At 66.5% G+C, this 16227-nt stretch carries 12 protein-coding genes, 1 tRNA gene and 1 pseudogene; 4 read left to right on the top strand and 10 right to left on the bottom strand.

The features are described 5' to 3' along the window. Nucleotides 1-13: 13 nt before the first annotated feature. Nucleotides 14-544, bottom strand: coding sequence for a DUF6879 family protein (locus OG251_RS16485; protein ID WP_326677900.1), 531 nt, complete (start codon nt 542-544; stop codon nt 14-16). Then, nucleotides 513-776, bottom strand: coding sequence for a hypothetical protein (locus OG251_RS16480; protein ID WP_326677899.1), 264 nt, complete (start codon nt 774-776; stop codon nt 513-515). The genes OG251_RS16485 and OG251_RS16480 overlap by 32 nt, the downstream gene beginning before the upstream one ends. A 190-nt stretch (nt 777-966) precedes the next feature. On the opposite strand from OG251_RS16480, the gene OG251_RS16475 reads away from it, so the two are divergent. Further along, nucleotides 967-1179 carry a hypothetical protein gene (locus tag OG251_RS16475; RefSeq protein WP_326677898.1) on the top strand — a complete coding sequence of 71 codons (213 nt, stop codon included), beginning with the start codon at nt 967-969 and terminating at the stop codon, nt 1177-1179. 295 nt (nt 1180-1474) lie between these two features. Beyond that, nucleotides 1475-1768, top strand: coding sequence for a hypothetical protein (locus OG251_RS16470; RefSeq protein ID WP_326677897.1), 294 nt, complete (start codon nt 1475-1477; stop codon nt 1766-1768). Nucleotides 1769-1905: 137 nt separating this feature from the next. Here the strand turns inward: OG251_RS16470 and OG251_RS16465 are convergent, their stop codons facing one another. The 4 genes from OG251_RS16465 to OG251_RS16450 all read right to left on the bottom strand — a co-directional run bounded on the left by OG251_RS16465 (nt 1906) and on the right by OG251_RS16450 (nt 9699). Further along, entirely contained in the window at nt 1906-2145 is a 240-nt protein-coding gene (locus OG251_RS16465) for a helix-turn-helix domain-containing protein (RefSeq protein ID WP_326677896.1), read from the bottom strand. A gap of 660 nt (nt 2146-2805) precedes the next feature. Beyond that, nucleotides 2806-4155: a hypothetical protein gene (locus OG251_RS16460; RefSeq protein ID WP_326677895.1), complete on the bottom strand. Its 1350-nt coding sequence runs from the start codon at nt 4153-4155 to the stop codon at nt 2806-2808. Nucleotides 4156-4213: 58 nt separating this feature from the next. Continuing rightward, nucleotides 4214-5053 carry a hypothetical protein gene (locus OG251_RS16455; protein ID WP_326677894.1) on the bottom strand — a complete coding sequence of 280 codons (840 nt, stop codon included), beginning with the start codon at nt 5051-5053 and terminating at the stop codon, nt 4214-4216. Next, entirely contained in the window at nt 5050-9699 is a 4650-nt protein-coding gene (locus tag OG251_RS16450; RefSeq protein WP_326677893.1) for an AAA domain-containing protein, read from the bottom strand. Before OG251_RS16450 ends, OG251_RS16455 begins: the two co-directional genes overlap by 4 nt. Before the next feature lie 526 nt (nt 9700-10225). Between OG251_RS16450 and OG251_RS16445 the strand changes: the two genes are divergently transcribed. Further along, the gene (locus OG251_RS16445) at nt 10226-10477 is read left to right on the top strand and encodes a DUF7660 family protein (protein WP_326677892.1); all 252 of its coding nucleotides are present in this window, start codon (nt 10226-10228) and stop codon (nt 10475-10477) included. A gap of 18 nt (nt 10478-10495) precedes the next feature. Here the strand turns inward: OG251_RS16445 and OG251_RS16440 are convergent, their stop codons facing one another. Next, nucleotides 10496-11614, bottom strand: coding sequence for an IS110 family transposase (locus OG251_RS16440; RefSeq protein WP_326677891.1), 1119 nt, complete (start codon nt 11612-11614; stop codon nt 10496-10498). Between the two features lie 747 nt (nt 11615-12361). Further along, entirely contained in the window at nt 12362-12868 is a 507-nt protein-coding gene (locus OG251_RS16435) for a hypothetical protein (RefSeq protein ID WP_326677890.1), read from the bottom strand. A gap of 766 nt (nt 12869-13634) precedes the next feature. Between OG251_RS16435 and OG251_RS16430 the strand changes: the two are divergent. Beyond that, nucleotides 13635-14060: pseudogene (locus OG251_RS16430) on the top strand (tyrosine-type recombinase/integrase); the annotation flags it as partial. A 71-nt stretch (nt 14061-14131) separates the two neighbouring features. Here OG251_RS16430 and OG251_RS16425 read toward each other — a convergent pair. Next, nucleotides 14132-14204, bottom strand: a tRNA-Arg gene (locus tag OG251_RS16425). 307 nt (nt 14205-14511) lie between these two features. Continuing rightward, nucleotides 14512-15954, bottom strand: a complete 1443-nt coding sequence (locus OG251_RS16420) for a sialate:H+ symport family MFS transporter (RefSeq protein ID WP_326677889.1) — start codon at nt 15952-15954, stop codon at nt 14512-14514. Nucleotides 15955-16227 lie beyond the last annotated feature (273 nt).

The raw sequence follows: 16227 nt of genomic DNA, 5'->3' as shown, positions 1-16227 counted from the left end.
CCGGGTGCGGCCACTAGCGGATCTTGTACTGGTCGTGCGGTACAGCCCGGTCCCAGACTCTTTCGAAGGCTTCGCTGCAGAGCTTCACCGCTGCCGGGTCGCGGTTGATCTCGGGGCCCTGGGACGAGCCGTCACCGGCGAAGTGGTTCCACTGGACCAGCTGGTCGTCAAAGAGCCAGAAGTCGTTGCCGGGCAGGGCGATCCCCGATGTCTCGCGTCGGGGCAGCCACCGCACCTGTTCCCCGGCCGCGATGTTCGTGAAGGTGCCGGAGTGCTCGTAGCGGATGTACTCACTGACAGGCTCGGACACAATGCGGGCCCGACGCATGACGACGCCGCGGTCCACGGTGTCGGCGACAATATCGAGCCAGGGCCGCCACCAGGATGCCCGGTCTGCCGGGTCGTGCCGGTAGCCGGACCGCCACTCGGCGAACGGCCCCTTCTCGTAGTCGACGGCGTAGGCGTCACGCATTTCGAGGTGCACGGCGGACTGCTCGCACCCAGCTAGCAGGTCACGGAACGTCGTTGGCACGTTCGACGGCATCGCACGCCTTCCTGATCATGTCCGCCATCCTGGCGGGGATGCGGATGACGGCCTCGGTGTCCGGGATTCCTGCGGCGTGGCCGGGCAGTTTCAGCGCCGCGCATTCGGCTTCAAGTTTGGCTCTCGGCTTCCACCCCTGGAAGACGAGTTCCTTGTTCTCCTGGTCGACCCACACGGTCGGGCTCTCGTGGTCCCCGGTCTCGGGATCGATCCCGATGAACAGTAGCGACATGGTGCGACCTCCGGCTGGGTGGTGTGCAGTTGTGTGCAACACCGTTGAGCAGATTGGAACTTCGGTCAAAGGTGCGGGATAGCCACTGCCCCTGAAAGAGGGGTCGTGCGCACAGATCTGCACATGGCTGGTGTGCACGCACAGGCGGTCCCTACGGTCTGAGGTCCACTCCGATGACTCAGGGGGCCCCATGGCTGTGCAACAGCTACCGCCGGTCAGTGCACTGTCGGAACAGCAGCAGCGCGGTTGGCATTGCGTGTGGTGCCGGTCACCGCTCGGCAAGGACCTCGGTGTCGACCTCGGCGAGCAGCGCGTCACCCCCGCCACCGGTGCCGCGTACGCGTGGTTCCCCCGTGAGTGCGTGGACGCCCTGGCGTGCTCGGGGCGGAGGGCGGCCCGGTGATGGCGTCGACGCAGCGGCGGACCGCAGTCCCGCCCCCGGAGCGCGCGTATCTGGCGTACCTCGGGCACACCCTGGCGTGCGACGCCTGCCGTACGGGAGCGCAGTGCGCGACCGTCATACGGCTCGGCCGAGCGTGGAAGAAGGCACGGCGGTGAGCGCGCCGATCGGGTACGGGTACTGCTGGGCGGAGCGCCCCGGCACATTCGCCCGGTGCCCCCAGCCCCCCGGCCACACGGGTCCCCAGCGAGCACAGGGAGTGGCCGAACACCCCGGACCACGCGGGGAGGGGATCCGAGTGAAGTGTCACCACAGCGGCGGTGTCCACGACTTCGCGATCGAGACCGACGGCATGGCCCGGTGCCCCGAACACGGAGTCACCCTCCTGTGGCGCGGCGAACCGATCACGGACGTCGAGATGGCCGAGGCCGCGGCTTCCGGGGCCCGGCTCGATGACGTGCTGGCACTGGCCGAGCAGCTTCGCGGCGACACACACAGCACCCCCTGCCGCGCAGCACAGCAACCCCACCTCGCCGACGGCCACGACCACTGCCGGCGCCCCGACTGCGCCTGCCCCTGCCACACCACCTGAACGGAACCACCATGCACAGCGCGACGCTTCCCACCCCGACCGCGAACGACGAAGGCGGGCAGGGCTGCTCCGGATGCGGCACCACGAAAGGTGGCTGCCACGACCCGAACCGGCACGGACTCCGGTGACCGGCCGGGCTACTTCCGGACGAAGTCGGCGAGATCTGTGCCCAGGGCGTCGGCAATGAGGATGAGGCTGTCGACCAACGCGGCCGAGGGGCCCATCTCGATCCGGTTGTACGTGGCCCGGTCCATCCCGATGCGCAGGGCTACCTGCTCCTGCGTCAGGCCAGTGGTGAGCCGGGCTGCGCGGATGCGGTCTCCGATGGCCCGGCGGCGGGTGAGTACCCAGTCGGGTGGTGGAACGGAGCGCGGCACACAGTCACGCTCGCCCGACCATGATCGAATGTATGCAGGGCAGAACCTACATCTTGCGGCACATGCCATAGGCACGTAACCCTGAGCGGCCGACCCGAAAGGGCCCGGCATCGAATGCGGCGTCTGGTGTACGCGTCTCCGCCAGATTCCGCCGCATGGCGCTATGACTCGGTCATGGCGCCCCGCCCCGCACCCAAACAGGTGCGGGGCGGTCTACGTTGGACAGCAGAAGGCCCCCACCGACATAACCGGTGGGGGCCTTGCTTCTGTGGGACCAGCCTCCCCGCCGGTACACCACAGACTTTCGGGAGGCGCGTCTCAGGCGCGCGTGGGGAGACGTGCCTGCCCCTCCCTGCCCAGCAGCCTACGTGCTCTCACCTGCTATTTACCACTGTGCCCCCGGCAGGATTCGAACCTGCGACACCCGCTTTAGGAGTGGGATCGAATCCTTAACGGGTGGTGCTCGGCTGTCTTGAGTGGTGGTGTTCTGCGTGGTCAGCATGGGGCGGTGCGAGCCGTGGTCCTTGCACGAGCGGTTCCGTGCTACCACGTCCGCTCACGCATCGCTCACGCAAGCGTCTGTCGGGTCGACTGGTTGGTACTGGTCCGTGGGCTGCGGTGCCGCGGAGCCCTTGGGAAGCGCGTTGGCTCCGACGTGACTCAGGTCAGCACTCTCATAGCAAGCACAGATCCGTCAGGACTCATCGAGACGGGGCCGTGCCACTTGTTGTCCCATGTGTCGACAGGCCAGGTGTCTCGTCGGGCGTAGACCTCGCGGCGATACTGCTCCACCCTGCCCCCTTCGAGGTGGCGGAAGAGGCCTTCCGCGACCCCGGAGAACGCCTCGACGCGTGTTCTGTTCAGTCGGAAAACATGGTCTGTGCCGACGAACTGGATACCGAGGAGTTCCTCACGCGCGTCTTGAACACTCCCTGTGGCCGCATGGGCGAAGCCGGTGAAGTGCCGGTTGCCCTGCCGCTTGGTCAGATACTGGACGGTTGCCTCGCCGTCCCCGGCGAATGCGGTCAGTCCGGCGGCTGCTGTGCGTGCGAGGACATGCCCGAACCATCGGCGGCGCTCCGGCGTGACGTGGAAGCCGGGCTCCTTCTGGGGAGCTCTGTCGCCTTCGGTGGGCGGCTGGATGCCCGGGAAGAAATTCGCGTCTTCGGTGGAATAGTCAAGATTCCTCCCGGTATTCTCCGCCGAGTGGTTCAACCGTCCGTCCGTTCCGGCGGCATGCAGGGCGTGGATGGTGAGAGGGCCGTCCGCTGGGAGCTCCGTGCTGAATACCAGGCTCGGTGTCTCGTTCCATGAGCCGATGTGTACTGCCTCCACGTGTGCGGAGGCAGAGGCGAGCTGATCGTGAGACGTCGCAGCGTTGCTGTGGTTCCCCTTGGACTCGATCGGGAAGACGCGCGACGGCTCACCGGGCTTCCAGACCTCGGCGAAGAACCGCGGACGGTACCGATATCCAGCCCGGGGGCCCTTGTCCCTGCTGGTCAAGGCCCAGCCTGCACGCAGGGCTGTGTCGGCCGGGACGATCGACACTATGTGCTGCGGATAGCGACGGGTCAAGACCTGCTTGGCCAACGCAAGACCGAAGCCGATCCCAAGTTCGTCCGACTGGAGCGCCTTGTAGTAGTCCGCGTTTTCGCGGCCTTCAGCTGAGAGCTTCATGTAGACGTCCGAGCCCCCGGTCAGGGCTTGGCTGTATTTCAGGCTTCCCCAGTGCTCGGCGAGTCCACGGCCCGCCCCTCGCCTGGCGAGAGCCACTGCTCGGGCCAGTGTATGGAGCACATCCCAGGGGGCCAGCTGGAAGGAGCCGACTTCCCTTGTGGGGATGGCCTGGAGCTTCGGCTTGCGGCGTAGGGCGTCGAGTTCTTTCTCCTTCCTCTTCTTGTCCTCATCGGCGCCCGCGGCGTCCACGTTGCCGACGAGCGCCATGCTGGAGTGAGTCGCGACGTTCGACGGCCGCGAAAGTTCTGTCAGTAGGTCTGCTGCCTTCTTCAATTTGTCTCCCTGACAGGGGCACTTGAGTGCTGCAGGACAGAGGCACAGCCGGGCAGGGCTAAGTCGCTTCAGGCTGTGATTCGGCAAGGTCGTTGAGGACCGCATTGACCACGGGCCAGCACATGTTCAGCGTGTCCCGGTCGGGGGCGTGAGCCTCGCGGATTTCAGCGCGTGGATGGACGAAGTTGCGGTACCTACGAAGCTCGTGGCAGAAGCGCTCGACGTCAGCGCCGATCCAGCCCGCGTCGTGGCAGGTCTTGATCAGTGTGTCCAGGTTTACCTTGTCCGGAGACGTCCGGCCGAGCAGCGAGGCGTCGCGCTCTTGGACCACATGGACGAGAACGCCTTCGAGGAGGCTGCCAAGCATGATGATGGCGGCTACGTGAGCGCCGTTGGCGTAGCAGGTACGGGCCTCGTCCAAGCGGTGCTGGAGGAGTGTCGCCATGTCCTTGTTGTTGATGAGATCGGTCATGGCCGCGCTGAGTTCGACCGGACCCTGGTTGCCCGGGTAGTTGAGAGAGGGATCGCAAGCGACGATACGGGGCCGGCCGCCGGGGTTCTCCAGACGGGCTCCTTCGTGGACGAGGAAAGCATTGACGGCGGAGACCACCGCAGACAGCTGCTCGGGCTCGTCGAAGTATTCGCGCGGGTCCGCGAGTCGGAGCAGAACCTTTTCGAGGTCGGTCGGGTCCTCCCGACGTTCGGAAAGCCGGTCGAGTGTCCACTCCTTGCGATACTCGCCGTCGTACTCCGGAACCCTCTGCCAACCAGCGTGTTCCAGGAAGCGCGCGATCTCGAAACCCTTGCGGTAATAGAGGTGCTCGTCGCCGCAGATGACGCGGGCCAGTTCCTCCAGGGTGTTGCCGTCCAGGATGCCGATGGGGGACTGCTGGGTCATGCTGTGCCTTCCGCGGTGTCGTTGGTCTCGTCGACTTCTGTCGTCTCGAGAGCGGCGACCGGATCGGTCGCGTCGGGATGGTCGGAGGATTCCGCCGGACCCTCGGTCAGCCCTTCATCGGAGGAAAGGTCGAGCGGGGTCCATTGCGTGCCGGAGGATGCAGGGGCCGACCGGGACCCGTCATCGGTGCCACGGAAAGTAGCCGGACGGATGCCCAGCCGGTTCAGCTCCTCCCACAGGCCGGACAGGGCCTGGTCTGGGTCGAAGCGGAACTCGCTCTCGGGAAGGCGCCAGAACGTCCAGCCCACTCGCTGAAGTTCACGATCACGCTGTTCATCGTGCCGGATCTGCTCAGGCGTCGTGTGGTATCGGTCACCGTCACACTCCACGGCCAGACGCCCACGAGCGCCTAGGACGACGAGGTCGATGCGTTTGCTTCCAGCCGGGCACTGCGGGATGACGTGATATCCGCGAGCCTTCAGCCGCAAGTAGACGTGCTGCTCAAAGAGCGACTCGAACGGCTTCTGCGGGACCTCGGCGGACACCTCCCCGATATCGTCGGAGGCGGCAAGTGCGGCGGGCGGATTCTCCATGTAGGCAAGGAGGTTGAGGCGAAGGTCTCCTTGCTTGAGGCGGTCCGGCGGAACCGAGTAGAAGAGCCGCATCTGGTCCTGGGCTCGGGACGCAGCGACGTTGTAAGCCTGCCGCTCGCTGCGAGCACCGCCGGCAATGCGCGGTGGATCGCTGGCGACCATCGACAGCAGAATGACATGCCGCTCGTCTCCCTGGAACGACGCCGGGTTGCCTACACGGATCTTGTGGCGCTCGCGTACCGGTGCCGGAATACGCGCATTGATCAGCTGTTCCAGGAGCTTGACCTGCCCGATCGGTCCCTGGAGGGTGATGACCCCCATGGTCTTGTCCCGGTAAGCAGGGTCTTCCACGAGCCCGGCCAGACAGTCGACGATGGCCTCGGCTTCCTTCGGATTGCGGAGCCGGCTGTCGCGTCCCTGGGCCACGGCTCCTTCGACGAAGTGCGTCACGAGAGGGCTGAGGCGCTCACCGCCGTACTGGCGCAGCGGCTGAAGTTTGTTGTTGTAGAAGGTCTGCGAGGACCAGCCGATGATCTCGGGCATGCACCGAAAGTGCTCCTCCAGCCGGATCACCTTTGGGAAGAAGGTGGACAACAACTGGTAGAGGTTGGTCGCGGGGCCGTAGAGCGTGCGCAGCATCGGCGGCATGTCCGGCAGGTGGGAGACAAGCCGGTCATGGATCGCCTGGGTGCGACCCATGCCGCTGACCGGGGGCGCGCACTGCTTGTCGTCCCCGACGACGATCACGCGCGGGGCGAGCCATAGCAGGAACAGAGCATCCATTCCCGCCTGACTGGCCTCGTCGACGATGACCACATCGAACGCGTCCCGCTGGGGCAGTACCGTCTCGGCGACTTGCGAGATGGGCATGACCCAGGCGGGTACCGCCCCCTGCGCCGTCCGCATGGCGTCGTGCGCAGCAGCACGGTAGCGGCCCGCGTTTCGGCCCTTTCCCTTGCCGTACGAGGCCATGTGGTTGCGGTAAGCCTGAAGGGCGGACCGCTGCTCCTGAGTCATACGCTCAAGGCAATGCAACCGGCCCCAGGCTGCGGCAAGTTCGCCGGTTAGCGACTCCAGGTTTCTCTCGCACTGGGACAGTTCGCCTTCAAGCTGACGTTCGCGCCCCTGCGATCGCTGGCGGCGCACGAAGGCGGAAGCCGCTCCCCAGGCCCACGCCTCGGCCAGTGAGTCCAGTCGAGCCTCCCATACCGGATCGTCGGGGTGCCGCGTCAGATGGTCGGCGAGCAGAGGGTGCGCCGCGCGAACGCCTTCCAGAAGTACGCCGCACCGGCGTTGTCGATGCTCACGTCGATGCGCCTCCCGCAGTGCGTCGAGTTCCTTTGCGTAGCGGTCAATGTCCTGCTCCCGGACAGCCTGGGCGACGGCCAGTGCTTCTACGGCGGGGCGAGAGCCATCAAGCGGGGTACGGAGTTGCTCCTCCCAAGCGGCAAGCCGGCCGGTGGCCTCGTCCGCGGTCCGGCGGCTGGAGAGGGTGGACAGAGCGTTGGTGAACTCCTGCCATGCCGTACGTGATGTGAGAGCGATGTGCAGACCATGACGCACGAGCAGTCCGTCGATGTGCTCACGGGACGTGCCGAACGCGTTGACGTGCGCCAGGCGGGTGTGGGCCTCGGACAGCGTGGCCAGACGGAGTTCAAGCTGTCCTTCGGGAATGGGAGCTCCGGCCTGGGCCCAACGTTCGGCAAGCGCGGCAACCGTGGAGTGGGCGCGCAGGTGGGCAAGAACGGACTCGACGTCCTCCAGGGTTTCGGGCGAGTGGCCGCTGACGGTGCATGTGTCTAGTAGATCCTGAGCGGATTTCTGCGCCTTCGCAGCGCGGAAGCTGCCGCGAGCGCGCAGCTTGCCGCCCGAGGCGAGATGCTCGCGCAAGGCGATTCCTCTTGCGAGCATTTCATCGGCTCGGTCGGCGGGGAGGCGCTCAGGCAGGTGGACACGCTTCATGCCCTGCCCGTCCACCTGCCGCGTGATGGCGTCGAGCTGAGCTTCCACGTCGGAGACCCTCTGCCATAGCGCGAGGCCGTCGCGGGAGAGCCTGTCGGACAGGGCCTTGGTGATCCACTTGTCCGTATCCCACTGCCTGGCCGACGGTGGCAGTCCGAGGTGATGAAGAGCCGTGCGGCAGTTACCCGCGTGCGAGGCGAGTTCGTCGGTGACGGAGGCGTCGAGCTGGGCGAGGTCGTCGCGGATGGCAGTCTCCTCGGCGGACAGACCGTCATCGGTGACGCAACTGGCTGCGAGTGCATCGGCCAGGTCTTCCTGGGAAGGGAGAGAGCCCGGATCCGGCAGAGTGCCTTCTGCGCGTAGCTCGGTGGCACCGTCGCGCAGCAGACTGAGCAGTTCCCCCGCCTGCGCGGGAGACAGTGGCGGAACAGAGGCGGCCTGCCCTTGGTCCGGAACCAGGCCGATCCAGGAGTAATGCTCGGCGGCGTCGATGACGCGTTGGACGATTGCTGCAAGGGTGCCGGCGTACCCAGGAGCGATTTCCGGATGGCGATAGATCTCTGCCTCCCGAACCGCGATCACTTGCTCGGTGAGCGCGCTGATCCTTCCGCGCACTTCTTCCCGGCGTGCGGAGAGCCGACGAATCTCGTCCTGCAACTGTTCGGGGTCGCTGGTCGCGACCTGGTCGGTCAGGGAGTTGATCGTGCGTTCCAGTTCGTCTGCTCCGTCCTGCCGCGCGGAGCTGAGCAAGAGGACGCACAAGTCCCTCACCGCAGATGGCAGTTTGTCTCGCAGCACGGTCAAGGCTTGGTCTCGGGCGCTGGTCACCAGGACCCTCTGCCCCTGGGCGAGCAGGGCGGAGACCAGGTTGGCGATTGTGTGCGTCTTGCCGGTGCCCGGCGGCCCCTGCACCACTACGCCCGTGTCGTGCTCCAGTCGCCGCAGCACACTCCGCTGTCGCTCGTTCGTCTTGCCAGGAAAGAGCGGGTCATCTCCGAACAGCGGCGGGATCTCGCGAACGTCCCAGTGCGATCGTTCCTCGGAGTTCAGGGGCAGCACCAGCTGAGCCAGCCCCAGGGGGGCGTGCCCTTCGGAAGCTACGCTGTCCGCGATCCGGTCGTAGAAGCTCAACAGAGCGTTACGGTCCCGTGGACGCAGCACGAGCGCCGGAGCGTAGGTGAGCCGCGCGCCTGCCTCGGGCTCACGTGGCGGCTGCCACTCGGCGCTGAACGAGACAGGGCGCTGCAGCGCTCGGTCCTGCCACTGGGCCAACTGCTCGAGGACCTCTTGGCCCAGTAGGTGCAGTGACTGGGAGGCGATCTCTTCCGCGAGCGCGGCCGAACGTTCAGGGGCCCAGCCGTCATCGGTGTCGAGGAATGCTTGGTCCTCAAGCCGCACGGCTCCTTCGGCCGTCAGCCGGACCACGAGCTGGGCAGTCTTACGGTCTACTGACGTCTCCACCCGGTGGGTGAGTACGTGGCGATGCACGGCGTCACCGCTCGGGTCGCTCCACGTCAAGAGCCCAGTGGCCAGAACGAGTTCAAGTTGATCATCTTGCTGAATCAGCTTCTGGTGCCAGTGGTAGACCCGTTCGTATAGCTCCCGGAGGGCCCGTTCCGCATGCTCTCGCTCTGCCCAGCGTCGCCACCGCGTGAGCCAAAAACCATAGGCCCGCAGCACTTCAGCTGCTTCTTCCCGGCGGACGGTGTGATCCTCCGCTTCTTCCTCCCACTGCTGAGGGGTGTTCGTCGCTAGGGCGAGTTCCTGCCCCGGCCCCTCGACAGCGAGTGTCGGATCACCGCCGTCCGGGTCCTGGCACTGCTCAGCGGATACCCACCCCTCCAACACTTCAGGCAGGGGAGGCGGCGCCGTTTGCGGTACATGGTCGAGCGTGAGCAGCAGTCCATCGACCCGGTCTGACGGACGGCGCACGAAGGTCGGCAGATCGGACAGCCACAGGCGCTCCCGTGCGCGGCGGTCATCGCGTAGACGGTTGTGGCTGCTCTGCACGACCTCTTTGAGGAAACCGATCAGTCCAGTGGTCTGTCCAATGACGTCAGGATCGTTTGCGGCACGGCGTGGCACGTTCACCTGTCCCCTTTCGGCTGGTGGCGAACGCTCCAGGATGAGGTGGTCGGGCAGGAGGGGCAACGCATCGTGGGAGAATGGCGCGATCTACGCACTGTGTCGGCTGGATGTACACGGTGTAGCCATTTCGGCTACCAGGCGCCTTCCAGGAGGCTCTCGGTAGCCACTGAGGGCCCCTAACTACTGGTACGGATTAGAACCCTGGCCGGGTGGTTCAGCCGTCAGAGTGGCGGCTTTTGAACCCATTACTTCTTCGTCCCGGGCAACGGCCTCCCAAGCGGCGGCCACCGCGTCCCGAGCTGTTTCGCGCTGGTGCCGTCGACTGGTGCGGCGGACGGACAGAGTCGCTGACGTACGCTCCCGTCCGGCGTCGTTGATGTCAGCCGTGGATGTCAGAATCCCTCTGAGGTTGCTGCACTTCGTTGCTGTACAGCAGCGAGGCACCGTCGCTCCTCCTGGGCCCGGACCGTTGATGCTCCTATTGCTCGTCAAGCGTTCTGAGGCACGAGGCGCAAGGTACTTTCGCTGCATGCCACTGACTCCCGACGACGAAGTCCGCAGCCACGACGAACTGGTCTCCTTCGTTCGAGAACTGCGTCAGGACCACCTCCGCAGAGGGCACGAATGGGAGAACCAGAGCCTCGACCGCTTCCTTGAGGCTCTTGCGGCATGGATGCATGACTCGCCGGCCTGGTACCAGAACGTCGGGAAGGAACTCCCCGAAGGCGGGGACTGGACCTTCCTGGCCAGAGCGCTTCAGGCCGCCACTGTCTATGAGTGAAGTTCTCGCGTCTAACGGTCAGGCCGCATGGAGCCAGTCGCGGTAGGCGTGGGTGAGGTTGTCGTCTCGGCGGATTCCGCGTTCGAGGGTGGAGATGGTGGCGGGCCAGACGCCGAAGTGACGGGCGACGGCGGTGAGGGTGATGTTCTTGGACTGCCGCAGCGGCCGCAGGTCGGCGATGGCGGGGGCGGCGACCGTGGTGGTCAGGCAGCGGAAGATCTCCCGGGCGACGGCCCGTTTCAGCAGCCGGATGATCTCCTTCTTCGTGCGGCCGGCGGCGGTCTGTCGTGCCACGTAGTCGCGTGTGCGGGGGTCGCTGGATATGCGGACGAGGGCGATGCGGTAGGGGGCGGCGTTGGCTGCCCGGTCGCCTCCGCGTGAGAGGCGGTGCCGGTTGGTTCTGCCGCTGGAGGCCGGAACGGGTGCGACTCCGCAGAGGGCGGCGAAGGACGCCTCGGTCCGCATGCGTTCGGGATTGCCGCCTGCGGTGACCAGGAGCTGGGCGGCCGTGTCGGGGCCGACTCCGTAGGCGGCTCGCAGGCCGGGGTTGTGGACGCTCACCACGTTGTCCAGGGCCTGGTACTCGGCGGTCAGTTCCTTGATGCGCCGGGCGAGACCCTTCAGTGCGGTGAGGACCGCGGTGTGGACGGCGTCCCCGGCCGGCCGCAGCCGGGCCAGGGCGTCGGTGCGGTCACTCCCTTTGAGCTGCCCGTATTGGGCGCGGATGGCCTCGGGAGCGGCGACGAGGATGCTGTCGACCTGGTTCAGGGCGGCGGTGCGGGCCTTGACGGCGGAGCGGGCGGCGTTGTGCAGGGCGCGTATCCCGGCGACGGTGTCGTCCTTGGGGGCGCTGGAGGCCCGTCCGGACAGGGCGGCGCGGGCGGCGGCGTAGGCGTCGATGGGGTCGGACTTGCCGATGCGACGGCGTTCGGCCCGGTCGGGACGGTTGACCTCAACGACATGCTGCCCGCGCGAGACCGCAGCACGGGTGAAGCCGGCCCCGTAGGACGAGGTGCCTTCCACACCGATCGCCCTCACGTGGCCGTGGGCGTTCAGGAAGGCCAGGGCGGCGGCGTATCCGGCGGTGGTGGTGGCGAACTCGGCGTCCGCGAGGTGGCCGCCGTTGTCGCTGATCACTGCGACGTGAATGGTGTCGCATGGGAGTTGACCCCGCCGAACACGACCTGGTCCGCGGCGTCCTCCACAACCTCTGATGTCATGCTGATACTGCCTTCCCAGCCGAAGGTGGGCGCTGGCCGGGGGGCGCAGACAGGACATTGAGGGGGCTTCTGACCAAGCTCCTATCAGGTCATGTTCCGCCCGGCCGGAGCCATGAGAACAGGTCCCGGCGGCCGGACAGAACAACTTGAGGACAGCCCAGCAGGGCGTCAGTCAGTGCCCGAGCCACGGCCACCGGAACCTGAGTATCAGCATCAATGGCAGTGCCACTTGCTAGATTGCCTGGTGGATAGAGACCGGTCAGAGAACCTTCGAGGTCCGCAGTCAAGGGGGGTGGGCATAAAGGTCCCCGGGAGCCACCTCGGGACTATGTGCAGGCCGTAGATCCCCACCCCTCTCATCCTCCATGAGGCCAGCGGTCGGCACCTCCACTGAACGGCGGTCGTCCATCAGCGGAGACGGCGCACCGTGCCTGATAGGGATGAGGCCTGGCCTCATCCTTATCAGGTCGATCACTCAGACTCATCGGCCAGGCTCAGCCCTCTTCGCGCCCTTGCTCGCCAGCCGTCGAAGTTCAGCGTTGATCGAGGCTGTTCGCGCCTGTTGGTGTCAGCCGCTGATGCCGGACATCCAGTCCCCCTTCACAGCCTGCCCGTCCGTCGCTCGGACTCCGCCGGATCGGCAGCGGCTGCCGTCATAGGACATCTAGGGGAGAGCCAGCTCGTGCTCAAGCTGGCAATCGTCGTCTCGCAGATGGAGACGTCGAAGGTCTTGCAGAGCAGCGGCGGGGAATGGGTATCGCACCCACTTTGCTTGGTATTCTTTTTCGCCATGTCGGCGCAAGAGCACCTGCGCGGCCTCCAAGGCAGCGTGGCCAAGAGCGCTGCGGGGCTGCGTTGAGCTCCAACAGAGCGCGCCTTCTTCGTCTGGCGCGTCGAAGCTTGCTGACATGTCAGGGAAGCGGTAGATCGTGATGTCAACGTTTGAACCGTGCCCGCGAAGCACCCATCTGACTTCGCCCGGTTCGAGATCGAATGAAATCCGTTGGGTGCGGGTGGGCCCATAGAGACCGGCCACGCCATGAACCACGTCGGCAAGAGCGTCTGTGCAGTAGCTGACAAAGTGCTTGTGCTTCGAAGAAACGTCAGAAATGGAACACGTTGCCCAGCCGGAGCCGGTCAGTTCCCAACTGAACTGGAAATCACCCTTCACTTCTCCCCTCCCGTGATCGTCTACGAAGACGGTACAGCGGAGCGGTCGCGGTTCAGGGCGTCAAGGTGGAGCGCGCCACTGTACGAACGACCTTGACGCCCTGGGCCGTGACTGCTCGGCTCTGCCTGGGTCGGAGGTGGTCGGGATGGGAGCCCACCGTTCGCCACGTTCCGGCCGGCACTCGCGAACGGCGCCCCCACCATCCCGGTGTCTTTGCGCCCCCGCCGGAGGCATGTCCTTGAGCCGCAGGCTTGGTTCTCAGCTCATGCCCTCGGGCCTACACAGCGGGCGCGCGTCGGCGGCGGCAGCGACGAGCGGGCCGAAGGCAGGAGCGCGGGCGCAGCCAGAGCCGGGAAGCGCGCCCGGCGGAGCGGAGCGCAGCCGGGTGCCTTGATGAGGTAGAGAAACCTGTAACAGCCCTGGCCTATCGACCCGTTCGCGGCTGCGCGGAACCTGACGCCGTCTTGTCGCTCGGCGCGGAAGCTGATCCCATCGCGGGGATACGACGTCACCAATGGAGGCCAGAAATGGGCAATCTCGGCGGTGGTAGCGTCGCCTGGTTCGACCGTAAGTTCCGACACATCGAAGTACTTGATGCGTCGTGCCGGGATCAGATCCTGGATGCGCTGGCACCTTATCTAGCCTCTCCCGCATCTCTCACGTCCGCCGGATCACGGCCACCGGCGAATGCTCCCTTTCTGGATCCAGAAGACGACCTTTCGCTGAATAAACCAGGCGCACAGTTACTCCTCCGCCTGAAGGACTCGACGATGATCCCAAGGGTCGACGTCGTCGGGCTGTGCCGCTCCCGGCCATGTGCATTGCGCCCCTCCGCTGGCACAGGATGCGACAAGTTGACGCCAGGGTTCGTGCGGGGGAGTCGTGGCAAGAAGGTGGGCACGTGTTCGTCACCCGGACCGGTCGCCCGGTCGAGCCGAGGAACGTCTACCGCTCCTTCACCCGCGTCGCTGAAACCGCCGGTCTTCGGGTGATCCGGCTGCACGATGCCCGGCACGGCTGCGCGACTCTGTTGACTGCGGCCGGTGTCGCCCCTCGTGTCGTGATGGAGATCCTCGGTCACAGCCAGATCAGCATCACGATGGACGTGTACACGCACGTCGTCCAGGACACCCAGCGTGAGGCCATCAGCCACATGGACCGGCTGCTCAAGAGGCGTCCCGACCGTGAGTGACCGTAGCCGTTGATGTCAGCTGTGGATGTCAAAGGCCACCTAGGAACGTTCCTAGGTGGCCTTTGCGCTTGTGCCCCCGGCAGGATTCGAACCTGCGACACCCGCTTTAGGAGAGCGGTGCTCTATCCCCTGAGCTACGAAGGCGGGGCCGGGACCTGGAGGAGGCCTTGGGGGAGAACCAGTGAATGGATCTTCGTCAGGCGCTACAAGTCCGCCGGCCGGACGAGGTGTGCTGCCTTCTGCGATCTTGCTCTGGCAGACAGCGGGGCACACCGACGAACGACCAGGGACAGCGTAGCGGATCCGTGCCGGTGAAGGGCTTCCCCGTGGGGATATCGGCGGTGGATACGGGGCCCGCGTGGCTGACCTGCTGTTTCTTCGGGTGGGGTGGTTGAGGTCTGGGGTCGTCGTGGGCCGGGCGCCGTGGCCGGGCGTGTGGCGTGCCCGGCTGTCAGGGACTCTCCGAATCCAGTGGTGCCGCCAGGTGGTCGCGCTTCGCGTCCGGGTCCGTCAGGCGGTTCAGGCGGGCCGGTACGTCGAAGCCGACCAGGAGCACCACGATCACCGTGCTGGCGAAGGTCAGTACCGCCAGTGCCCGGCCGAGGTTCATCCCGGAGGCGAGATGGGCGCCGAGGACCGGTGCGACCGCTCCGCCCAGTGCGCCCACGTTGTACGTGAATCCGAGTGCCGCGCCCCGGCTCGCGGTGGGGAAGTGGCCGCCGATGTAGCGGGGCAGGAGGCCGGAGATGCCGAAGCTGGTGGCCTGGAGCACGAAGAGCAGGAGGCCCAGCAGCAGCAGGTTGTCCCGCACCGCGAAGACCGGATAGACGAAGGCCAGCGAGGCCAGCAGCGTCAGCGCGTACGCCTTTCTGGCGCCGATCCGGTCGCCGAGGAAGCCCGCCGCCCAGCAGCCGGCCATGGTGCCGAACCCCGCGAAGTAGAGGACATCGGTGACCTGGTCGGTGGTGTAGCCCAGTTCCGTCTTCAGATACGTGGGCAGCAGTGCCTGGATCGGCCAGGAGTACAGGAACGCGAAGAACAGCGTCACGATCATCGACAGATAGAGCAGCCGGCCCCTCTTGCCCCCGAGTTGCACGGCGAACGCGGCGAGCGTGAGCCCCGCCACCACCGACAGCACCGGCACCATTCCGGCGCCGCCCGGGGTGAAGACCAGGAAGAGCGAGACGGTCGCGACGACGATGAGGGCCGTGTTGACCGCGGCCCGGACGCGCGTCACGAAGAGCGGGCGGAACGGATTGGGCTTCGTGTTCTTGTCCGCGACCGACTCCGCCCACTCCTCGGCCTCGGGCAGCGCCCGCCGCATCCACAGGGCGACGGCGATGGGTATCAGGCCGAGGTAGAACATCCAGCGCCAGCCGAGCGAGGGCACGACCCAGTCGTAGACCTGTGCGGCGAGCACCGAACCGACGGAGAAGCCGGAGATCAGGAAGCCGCTGGCCCGGCTGCGGACCCTGGCGGGCCAGCTCTCCATGACGTACGTGGCGCTGGCGCTGTACTCACCGGCCATGCCCATGCCGATGGCGAGGCGGGCGGCGAAGAGGCTGTGGTAGTTCCAGGCGAAGCCGCAGGCGAAGGTGCCCAGCGAGTACAGCAGGATGCTCAGCACCATGGCGAGCCTGCGGCCGTACCGGTCGCCGACGGCGCCCAGCACGGCGCCGCCCAGCCAGCGCGTGATGAACGCGCCCGAGATCAGGCTGGCCGCCTGCACCGTGCTCAGGCCGAACTCGTCGCTGATCTCGGTGAGTACGAGAGTGATCAGCACGAAGTCGAAACCGTCGAGGACATAGCCGATCCAGGCGGCGAAGAAGGACTTCCACTGGGTACGGCTCACCTCGCGGTACCAGGGGAGCGCGGGGGGCGATGTGGTCGGCACGGTGCCTCCAGGGTGTGGGACGGCGCTCGCCGTTGAACAGCCGCCCCGCGTGGTGCGGGTGGGTCGGGCCGGTGGTGCCCGTCGTGCAGTGGGTGGTCGGTGCGAGCGGGCGGGGGCGGTGGGCCCGTCGTGAAGCGGGTGGTGGTGCGAGCGGGCGGGGGCGGTGGGCCCGTTGTGCAGTGGGTGGTGGTGCGAGCGGGCGGGGGCGGTGGAGTGGGTGGTGGTGCTAGTGGGGCCGAGCCCGCAGGCCGCCTCCCCCGACGCGGCCGAGGC

Source organism: Streptomyces sp. NBC_01237 (assembly GCF_035917275.1).
Lineage (GTDB): Bacteria > Actinomycetota > Actinomycetes > Streptomycetales > Streptomycetaceae > Streptomyces.
The sequence above is the reverse complement of the archived record's forward strand: the minus strand, read 5'-3'. Positions and strand labels throughout refer to the sequence as shown.